This is a genomic window from Endozoicomonas sp. ALC013 (assembly GCF_049310205.1).
Classification (GTDB): Bacteria; Pseudomonadota; Gammaproteobacteria; order Pseudomonadales; family Endozoicomonadaceae; genus Endozoicomonas.
In genome coordinates this window covers 1-8,555 of record NZ_JBLYNS010000173.1, presented here as the reverse complement: position 1 = coordinate 8,555, position 8,555 = coordinate 1, and the positions used below count along the sequence as shown (strand labels likewise).

The window sequence follows — 8,555 nt, the reverse complement described above, 5'->3', positions numbered from 1 at the left end:
CAGTCTGCCCCCTGTATTAGAGTGCAGAAGTTTCGGTATTCTACGTGAATGTAGGGGTAAGTGGCTATCTGGTTCTCGCCCGACAACACAACCAATCAAAAGTGTTGGAATTTTATTGAATAAACATGGCTCACTGTAGAAGGCAGAACGACTGATTATTTATTGCCCCATTTTCAGTAAGGAGTTTTTTGCAAGTAGTGTGGCCATACCTGGTAGCAAAGCTCAAAGCTGTCGAGCCTGTGTCAGTCTGCTCATTGATCTGGATATCCGAAACGTTCAATAACGCCTTGACGATCTTTGTGCGGCCATAGCGGGCAGCCAGGTGAAGAGCTGTCCAGTTATATTTTTCCCTCTCATTGACCTTGATGCCCTCAGCGAACAGTAAAGCAATGACGGTTTTTGTGCTGGCGTATTTGGCAGCTAAGTGGAGGGCCGTCCAGTTAGCCTTAGTCTTCTCATTGACCTTGATGCCTTCAGCGGACAGTAAAGCAATGACGGTTTTTGCGCTGGCGTATCTGGCAGCTAAGTGGAGGACTGTCCAGCCTGCGTTAGTCTTCTCATTGACCTTGATGCCGCCAGCGCCCAGTAACGCCATGACGGTTTCTGTACTGGCGTATCTAACGGCTAAGTGGAGAGCCGTCCAGCCGAATTTACCAGCGATATTGATATTCACTCTACCGGTTTTAATGAGCTTTTTAAGGCATTTGGTGCGGCTCTTGGCAGCGGCAATATGCAGTGGGGTTCTGCCTTTCTTATCGGTGGCATTGACGTATCTCAAGAAGATCGGGTTATCGATACATTCTAAAGAACCTTTTCTGACAGCAGTGTGCAGCAGGGTCGTAATATCCGCTCCTTGTTCGACCAGAATGTTCTGGCTCTCGATATTTTCTGCCAGGACCGCACTGTACAAGGCATCATCAAGGTCCTTCGCTCCCGCCTTGATCAGGATTTCAAGGCACTGCGTCTGCCCCTGTATGGCGGCTTCGCGCAGAGCTTTATCAAGAGCAAGTTGGCCGGGTTGAGTGCTGCTCAGGTATTTAAGGAGGTCAGTATTGCCCTCCCAGACAGCGGTGCGCAGTAAGTTAATGATATTCGCCCCGGCCCGGGTCAGCATTTGCAAGTAATCGGTGCGGCGCTGCCGGGCTGCAATGTTCAGGGGTGTCACACCATTGTGATTGGCGGCATTGACATCAGCATGGCTGTCGATCAGGGCTCGAACGCAATCAGTATGGCCGTAATTGATGGCAACAGTTAACGGGTGTTCAGGATGACCGGTGAGCGCCGAACGGTAAGTCCGTTTTGCCAAAGCCTCGTCTTCGCGCAGCAGCATTTTCAGGTTGCCGAGATTCCCGGTACGGCAGGCATTAAGCATCATGGATTCACAATAATGTGATTCGTCGTCAAGGACGCTTTCCCCGTCCAGACGAATCAATGGCAGCGCCGGTTGCAGGCATTGAGTGCATTGGCGTTGGTCAAGATTTATTGCGGCCTGCTGTTCACTCTCAACCCATTGGGTGAAGCATTTCAGGTGGAAAACGTGGGATGCCGGGCAAGAGGTTTTGACCAGTGAATTTCCACCAGGTTGTCCTCTGATATACCCGTTATGGTTACAGATAGGACAAAGAAATGGGAAATCTGCCGCGTTGCTCCTGACAGCATTCATTGCTTTGGCCTGCTTCATGACTCAAGACTATGAGTAGGACAAGAATCAGTTGGAAAAATTCCATAATCGTTTTCTTTTACCAATAAAGCTATTATGCACAGAGACAGTTGCAAGAAAAACACAGGACACTGTCCTGCAAATCAGAAAGAATAAATGACAGAAAAAGCGAGTTTCACTATGTCTTCTGCACCTAACCCGTCACAGGAAAACATTGTTATTGTTTCCGCTGCCCGTACCCCAATGGGTGGATTTCAAGGTAACCTGTCGTCTATGACAGCGGTTGACCTGGGTACTATTGCGATCCAGTCAGCACTGGAGCGGGCAGGTGTTGCTCCAGAGGATGTATCAGAAGTACTGATGGGCTGTGTATTGCCAGCAGGTACCGGCCAGGGGCCTGCCCGTCAGTCGGCGCTGCATGCCGGTATTCCCGACCATGTCCCAGCCACGACAGTGAACAAAATCTGCGGTTCCGGTATGAAAACGGTGATGCTGGGAGCAACCCAGCTGAAAACCGGTGAAGCCGATCTGGTGGTGGCTGGTGGTATGGAAAGTATGACCAATGCCCCTTACCTGCTGGATAAAGCCAGGGGAGGGATGCGACTGGGTCACGGCCAGGTCAAGGATCATATGTTCACCGATGGTCTGGAGGATGCTTACCAGGGCGTGGCCATGGGGGTCTTTGCCCAGGCAACCGCTGATCGCTTTGGCCTGGGCCGCGAGGCTATGGACGACTATGCCCTTGCATCTCTGGAACGGGCCAGCAAAGCGAACAGTTCTGGTGCGTTTGCTGAAGAAATTGTGCCGGTTGAAACCCGTAAAGGGCTGGTTGATATTGATGAGCAGCCGGGCAAGGCCAGGCCGGAGAAAATCCGTCAGTTACGTCCGGCCTTTAGCAAAGAGGGCACCGTGACAGCGGCAAACTCCAGCTCTATTTCCGATGGTGCAGCGGCGCTCGTGTTAATGCGTGAAAGTGATGCAGCAGCACAGGGCTTACAACCTCTGGCAAGAATTATTGGCTACCAAAGCCATGCTCAGAAGCCTGAAGAATTTACCATTGCTCCGGTAGACTGCATCCGTAAGCTACTGGAAAAAATTAGCTGGCAGGCCAGCGAGGTAGACCTGTTTGAAGTGAATGAGGCGTTTGCCGTAGTGGCCATGATGGCTATCCGCGAACTGCGCCTGGATCATGATAAGGTCAACATTCATGGCGGTGCCTGCGCACTTGGTCATCCCCTGGGTGCCAGCGGTGCCCGCATTCTGGTAACACTGTTGCATGCCCTGAAAAAGACCGGCGGCACCAAAGGTGTTGCTTCACTCTGCATTGGTGGAGGAGAAGCTACCGCCATCGCGGTCGAGATGTTATAAAAAAACTTACCGATACTTTTCGTGTGCACCAACCTGGCGAGCATGCACTAACCACTAATAAAAATGCCGCATGCCCCAGGCCTCACAAATAACAAAACACAAGAGGCGGCATTTTTATATGGATTATCACCTTTCTGAACAGCAGGTCGCTTTTCGTGATCTGGCCCGGCAATTTGCCGATGCCGAATTGGCCCCCCATGCAGCACAGTGGGATCTTGATTGTCATTTCCCGGTTGATGTAATCAGGGCAGCGGGAGACCTTGGGTTCTGTGCCCTGTATACCCATGAGTCCATGGGTGGGCTGGGCCTGTCCAGGCTGGACTCCCATATTGTTTTTGAGCAGCTGGCCATGGGGTGTACGGCTACCACCGCCTATATCACCATTCATAATATGGTTACCTGGATGATCAGTGAGTTTGCTACGGATCGGGTAAAGTCAGATTGGGGGGAAGGGCTGGTCAGTGGCAGCAAGCTGTCGTCCTATTGCCTTACCGAGCCCGGATCGGGCAGTGATGCCGCATCGTTGACAACCAGCGCCGGGCGGGATGGCGATGAGTATGTGCTCAATGGCTCGAAAATGTTTATTTCCGGGGCTGGCAGTACCGATCTGCTGCTGGTGATGGCAAGAACCGGCGAAGACGGTCCGAAAGGCATTTCCGCCTTTGCCGTTCCCGCCAATCTGGCAGGTATCCAGTACGGCAAGAAGGAGGAAAAGATGGGTTGGAATGCCCAGCCAACCCGACTGATTTCATTTGACAATGTTCGTATACCTGCAGACTACCTGTTGGGCAAGGAAGGTCAGGGCTTCTCTTTTGCGATGAAAGGTCTGGATGGTGGTCGAATCAATATCGCCACCTGCTCCATAGGTACAGCTCAGCAGGCACTGAACACGGCTCGGGCCTATATGAAAGAGCGGAAGCAGTTTGGTCGTGAACTGGCCGGTTTCCAGGCCTTGCAGTTCAAGCTGGCGGATATGAATACCGAGCTGGTGGCTGCCCGCCAGATGGTTCGACTGGCAGCCTTCAAACTGGATAATCAGGATCCGGAAGCAACCGCATACTGTGCCATGGCTAAACGTTTTGCTACGGATATCGGGTTTAGGGTCTGTAACGAGGCCCTGCAGATTCATGGCGGTTATGGTTATATCAGGGAGTATCCTCTGGAGCGACATGTGCGGGATACCCGGGTCCACCAGATTCTGGAGGGAACCAATGAAATTATGCGCTTGATTGTCGCCCGTCGTTTACTTTCCGAGAGCATTTCTGATACCGGTATGGAGTTACAGTGATTATGTCTGAAAAGTTACGTCTCACCTGTGAAGAACGTACCGCCATTCTCACCCTGGACAATCCTCCGGCCAATACCTGGACGCCAGAAAGCCTTGATGAGCTGGAGCAGATTATTCACCAGTTGAACCGTGAGCCTGATGTGATTGCCCTGGTGATCACCTCGGCTTCGGAGAAGTTCTTCAGTGCAGGCGCTGATTTAAAGCGCTTTGATAACCTGACCCCGGAGGAAGCTCGCCCATTTGCACAAAGCTTTGGCAGGGCTTTTGAAGCCCTCAGTAACTTTTCGGGGCTCAGCATTGCGGCCATCAACGGTTATGCCATGGGTGGTGGGCTGGAAGTGGCGCTGGCCTGTGACCTGCGCATCGCTGAACAGGGTGCCATTATGGCCCTGCCTGAAGCGTCGGTGGGGTTATTACCCTGTGCCGGCGGAACTCAGAACCTTACCCTGCTGGTGGGCGAAGCCTGGGCCAAGCGCATGATTCTCTGCGGCGAGAAAGTGACCGCAGAAAAAGCATTGGCAATTGGACTGATAGAGGAAATGGTGGACAGTGGTAAGAGTCTTGAACGGGCGAAAGCGCTTGCGGCCAATGCCGGAAACCAGAGTCCGGATGCCTTGAGGGCCTGTAAAAAGCTGATCCAGATGGGGCGTTCCGGATTTTCCAGAGATGTCTTGCCAGAGGAAAGGGAGCAGTTCCTGACGTTGTTCAATGGCAGGAACCAGCAGGAAGGCGTCAGTGCGTTTCTTGAGAAGCGCAAACCTGAGTGGCATTACGACTAATCCGACTATTTTGAATAAGGATGATATTAATGACAAAAATTGCATTTATCGGCCTTGGCAATATGGGTGGTCCCATGGCTCAGAACCTGGTGAAAGCCGGGCATGATGTCTGTGGTTATGATCTGGTTCCTGAGGCGCTTGATCAATTGGAACAAGCCGGAGGCTCAAAGGCCGAATCCGTGACTGAGGCTGCACAGGGTGCCAGTGTGGTGATCAGTATGTTACCGGCTGGCAAACAGGTCGAATCACTCTACCTGGGAGATGATGGACTCTTCCAAACGATAGGCAACCGTTGTCTGGTGATTGATTGCAGCACCATAGAAGCTGAAGTTGCCAGAAAAGTCGGGCAGCAGGCAAAAGAGCAGGGTATCGACTTTGTTGATGCACCGGTGTCCGGTGGTACCGCCGGAGCTGCTGCTGGAACACTGACGTTTATGGTGGGTGGCAGTGCCGAGACCGTAGAGCAGGCCCGGCCCTATCTTGAGATAATGGGGCAGACTGTTTTTCACGCTGGCGAGACGGGTGCGGGGCAGCTGGCCAAGATCTGCAACAATATGCTGCTGGCTATTGTTATGACAGGCACATCGGAAGCTCTTAAACTGGGTATCGACAATGGCCTTGATCCGGCAGTACTGTCAGAAATCATGAAGAACAGTTCAGGTGGGAACTGGGTACTGGACAAGTACAACCCGGTGCCGGGCGTCATGCCCCAGACTCCGGCCAGTCATGGTTACCAGGGCGGTTTTATGGTGGCACTGATGGCCAAGGATCTTGGTTTGGCTCTGAATACGGCTGCCAGCAGCCATACCGCAACGCCCATGGCATCACTGGCTGACAATCTGTATAAAATGCATGCAATTCGCTCCGGCAATCACCAGGACTTTTCAAGCATTATTCAGCTGTATGAGTCAGCAGATTAGACGATTATTGGCTACTATTTCTTTGAATGCATGATCAATTTTATTATTTAATAGATAGATGCCGATTATCGTTCAGTTTATTTTTCTTCTGTTGATATGACTCAATGTTTTGCTTAGAAGCTGTTCTAATTTTGAACAGTTGTGTCAGATAATGGTTCTGTTTTTGTAAATCAGGTTATACAATCCCCCGGATTTATCTGAAGTTCTCGCCGGGTAACCGGTCGGCACCGATCATCCATCTGAGGTCACCTTTTCCCATGCAAATACTTATGAGTCTGGTGGGCATTGCCAGCCTTCTGGCACTTGCCTTTTTACTGTCCGATAACCGAAAAGCGATCAACCTGCGAACTGTGGGTGGTGCCTTTGCCATTCAGGCCGGACTGGGAGCGTTGGTTCTTTATGTTCCCCTGGGTCAGGAAATTCTTGGTGGTGTCTCCAACGCGGTAAGTAATGTGATCAGCTACGCCAATCAGGGTATCGGCTTCCTGTTTGGTGACCTGGGTAACTTCAAGGTCGGCTTTATTTTTGCCATCAACGTACTGCCGATTATCATTTTCTTCTCCTCTCTGGTTGCTGTTCTTTACTATCTGGGTGTTATGCAGAAGGTGGTTACCTTCCTGGGTGGTGCGTTACAGAAAGTACTGGGTACCAGTCGTACAGAGTCTCTGTCGGCAACGGCAAATATTTTCGTTGGCCAGACAGAAGCTCCTCTTGTGGTAAGACCCTATATTGGTCGTATGACTAATTCTGAGCTTTTTGCCATCATGGTGGGTGGTCTGGCTTCTGTTGCAGGCTCTGTTCTGGCCGGTTATGCAGGCATGGGTGTCGAGCTTAGGTACCTGATTGCAGCAAGCTTCATGGCGGCACCTGGTGGTTTGCTGATGGCCAAGATGATTAAGCCGGAAACCGATACTCCGGATAATTCTGAGCTGGCTGATGACGAAGGTGACAATGAAAAGCCTGCCAACGTAATAGACGCAGCCGCTTCTGGTGCTTCTTCCGGTATGAAGCTGGCCGCTAACGTTGGTGCCATGCTGCTCGCTTTCATTGCCCTGATCGCCATGGTTAACGGTATCATGGGCTGGATTGGTGGCTTCTTTGACTACCCTGACCTGAGCCTCGAAATCATTCTCGGCTATCTGTTCAGTCCGCTGGCCTTCCTGATTGGTGTGCCAATGAATGAAATCGTGACAGCGGGCAGTTTCATTGGCCAGAAGCTGGTGGTGAACGAATTCGTTGCTTACATGGATTTTGTTAATTACCTGAACCCTGAAGCGGCTGCGGCGGCCGGTGTTGAAGTGCTGTCACAGCGTACGCAGATCATCATCACTTTTGCACTGTGTGGTTTTGCCAACCTGTCTTCTATCGCCATTCTTCTGGGTGGTCTGGGCGTTATGGCACCAAACCGTCGTCAGGATATTGCCCGCATGGGTATCAAGGCAGTGGCTGCTGGTACTCTGTCTAATCTTATGAGTGCAACCATCGCTGGTCTGATGCTGTCTCTGTAATATGTTTGTTCGGGCCACGGTCTGACCGTGGCCTGCTATCCTTCCTGTATTTTCCCTTCATCAGCTGAATCTAACGCTTTTCAGTAAATGGCCGAATGACATAGTGAAATAATTATGTCGGGGTATCTGTGTGTATTGCTGGCATGGATATCTTTCTGAACCTGTCGTGAGTGTGCAAGGATGAACCTGACAACAAGGATTTTATGCTCCCGTAAAGACAAGAAATTTTCGCAGCAGGCCCTGGCGGATTTGATTGGTGTATCCAGAAGTGCACTGGCCCAGTGGGAAACCAGTATGAGCAGTCCCAGTCTCGAGAATCTGAGAAAAATGGCTGAAATTCTTGAGGTGTCTTTCGAATGGCTGGCCACCGGGCGTGGAAACCAGTACCTGGTCAGCTCTGATGAGGTAATCAGTGACTCGGAAGTGGATGGGGAGATTATCGGTCAATTACATCGAATGAACCTGATGAAGAAAAGAGCCATTCTGAATGTGATGAGAGCCATGGCATAAAGTAACAAAATACGCTCAGACAAAAGCGCCTTACCGGCGCTTTTTCGCTTTTTGCAGAACAGTTTCAGAATGCAGTGGGCGTCTATTTGATCATTTCACGGAACTTGTTGCCCGGCTTGAACTGAGGCAGCTTGCAGGCGGGGATATGAATTTCTTCACCGGTTTGTGGATTGCGCCCCTTCCTGGCCGCCCGATCTGCTACCGAAAATGTGCCAAAACCAATAAGTTGAACGATGTCGCCGCTTGCCAGTGTCTCCTGTGTGTTGCTGATAAAGGCATTGACAACCAGCTCGGCCTTGCTTCGGGACAGGTTAGCTTGTTCAGCGACTTGCTCAACCAGTTCTTTCTTGTTCATATCCAGTCTCAGGGAATTACCAGTTATGTGGAAAGAAAATACCAGAAGATGGGTGATCCGCCTCTGGCTTCGCTTGGCTCAGGGAAAAACCTGGGCAGGTGGTGAAACACAATCAGCCTGACGTGTATCTCTTGCTGGAAAAACAGATGATGGGAGAAAACCTTGTA

Annotated in this window: 8 protein-coding genes; 6 read left to right on the top strand and 2 right to left on the bottom strand. The window is 51.1% G+C overall.

Annotated elements, in window-relative coordinates; translation table 11 throughout:
- Positions 1-130: 130 nt before the first annotated feature.
- Positions 131-1,663, bottom strand: coding sequence for an ankyrin repeat domain-containing protein (locus tag ACO6V1_RS20990; protein WP_422448271.1), 1,533 nt, complete (start codon positions 1,661-1,663; stop codon positions 131-133).
- Between the two features lie 153 nt (positions 1,664-1,816).
- On the opposite strand from ACO6V1_RS20990, the gene ACO6V1_RS20985 reads away from it, so the two are divergent.
- From ACO6V1_RS20985 to ACO6V1_RS20960, 6 genes are all read left to right on the top strand, one after another.
- Positions 1,817-3,028, top strand: a complete 1,212-nt coding sequence (locus tag ACO6V1_RS20985; protein WP_422448269.1) for a thiolase family protein — start codon at positions 1,817-1,819, stop codon at positions 3,026-3,028.
- A gap of 118 nt (positions 3,029-3,146) precedes the next feature.
- The gene (locus ACO6V1_RS20980; RefSeq protein ID WP_422448267.1) at positions 3,147-4,316 is read left to right on the top strand and encodes an acyl-CoA dehydrogenase family protein; all 1,170 of its coding nucleotides are present in this window, start codon (positions 3,147-3,149) and stop codon (positions 4,314-4,316) included.
- Between the two features lie 2 nt (positions 4,317-4,318).
- Positions 4,319-5,095: an enoyl-CoA hydratase gene (locus ACO6V1_RS20975; RefSeq protein ID WP_422448265.1), complete on the top strand. Its 777-nt coding sequence runs from the start codon at positions 4,319-4,321 to the stop codon at positions 5,093-5,095.
- A 29-nt stretch (positions 5,096-5,124) separates the two neighbouring features.
- Positions 5,125-6,015 (top strand): 3-hydroxyisobutyrate dehydrogenase, encoded by an 891-nt coding sequence (gene mmsB / locus ACO6V1_RS20970; protein ID WP_422460755.1) that lies wholly within the window; start codon positions 5,125-5,127, stop codon positions 6,013-6,015.
- A 257-nt stretch (positions 6,016-6,272) separates the two neighbouring features.
- Positions 6,273-7,523: a NupC/NupG family nucleoside CNT transporter gene (locus ACO6V1_RS20965; protein ID WP_422468351.1), complete on the top strand. Its 1,251-nt coding sequence runs from the start codon at positions 6,273-6,275 to the stop codon at positions 7,521-7,523.
- A gap of 180 nt (positions 7,524-7,703) precedes the next feature.
- On the top strand, positions 7,704-8,033 hold the full coding sequence (locus tag ACO6V1_RS20960; RefSeq protein ID WP_101746298.1) for a helix-turn-helix domain-containing protein: 330 nt from the start codon (positions 7,704-7,706) through the stop codon (positions 8,031-8,033).
- An 82-nt stretch (positions 8,034-8,115) separates the two neighbouring features.
- Here ACO6V1_RS20960 and ACO6V1_RS20955 read toward each other — a convergent pair whose 3' ends face one another.
- Entirely contained in the window at positions 8,116-8,388 is a 273-nt protein-coding gene (locus tag ACO6V1_RS20955; protein WP_101746299.1) for an HU family DNA-binding protein, read from the bottom strand.
- Between the last annotated feature and the right edge of the window lie 167 nt (positions 8,389-8,555).

Excerpts from the sequence above, each read along its gene's own strand:
- ACO6V1_RS20980 (WP_422448267.1), top strand. The coding sequence starts at position 3,147 with ATGGATTATCACCTTTCTGAACAGCAGGTCGCTTTTCGTGATCTGGCC.
- mmsB (WP_422460755.1), top strand. The coding sequence starts at position 5,125 with ATGACAAAAATTGCATTTATCGGCCTTGGCAATATGGGTGGTCCCATG.
- ACO6V1_RS20975 (WP_422448265.1), top strand. The coding sequence starts at position 4,319 with ATGTCTGAAAAGTTACGTCTCACCTGTGAAGAACGTACCGCCATTCTC.
- ACO6V1_RS20990 (WP_422448271.1), bottom strand. The coding sequence starts at position 1,663 with ATGAATGCTGTCAGGAGCAACGCGGCAGATTTCCCATTTCTTTGTCCT.
- ACO6V1_RS20985 (WP_422448269.1), top strand. The coding sequence starts at position 1,817 with ATGACAGAAAAAGCGAGTTTCACTATGTCTTCTGCACCTAACCCGTCA.
- ACO6V1_RS20960 (WP_101746298.1), top strand. The coding sequence starts at position 7,704 with ATGAACCTGACAACAAGGATTTTATGCTCCCGTAAAGACAAGAAATTT.
- ACO6V1_RS20965 (WP_422468351.1), top strand. The coding sequence starts at position 6,273 with ATGCAAATACTTATGAGTCTGGTGGGCATTGCCAGCCTTCTGGCACTT.
- ACO6V1_RS20955 (WP_101746299.1), bottom strand. The coding sequence starts at position 8,388 with ATGAACAAGAAAGAACTGGTTGAGCAAGTCGCTGAACAAGCTAACCTG.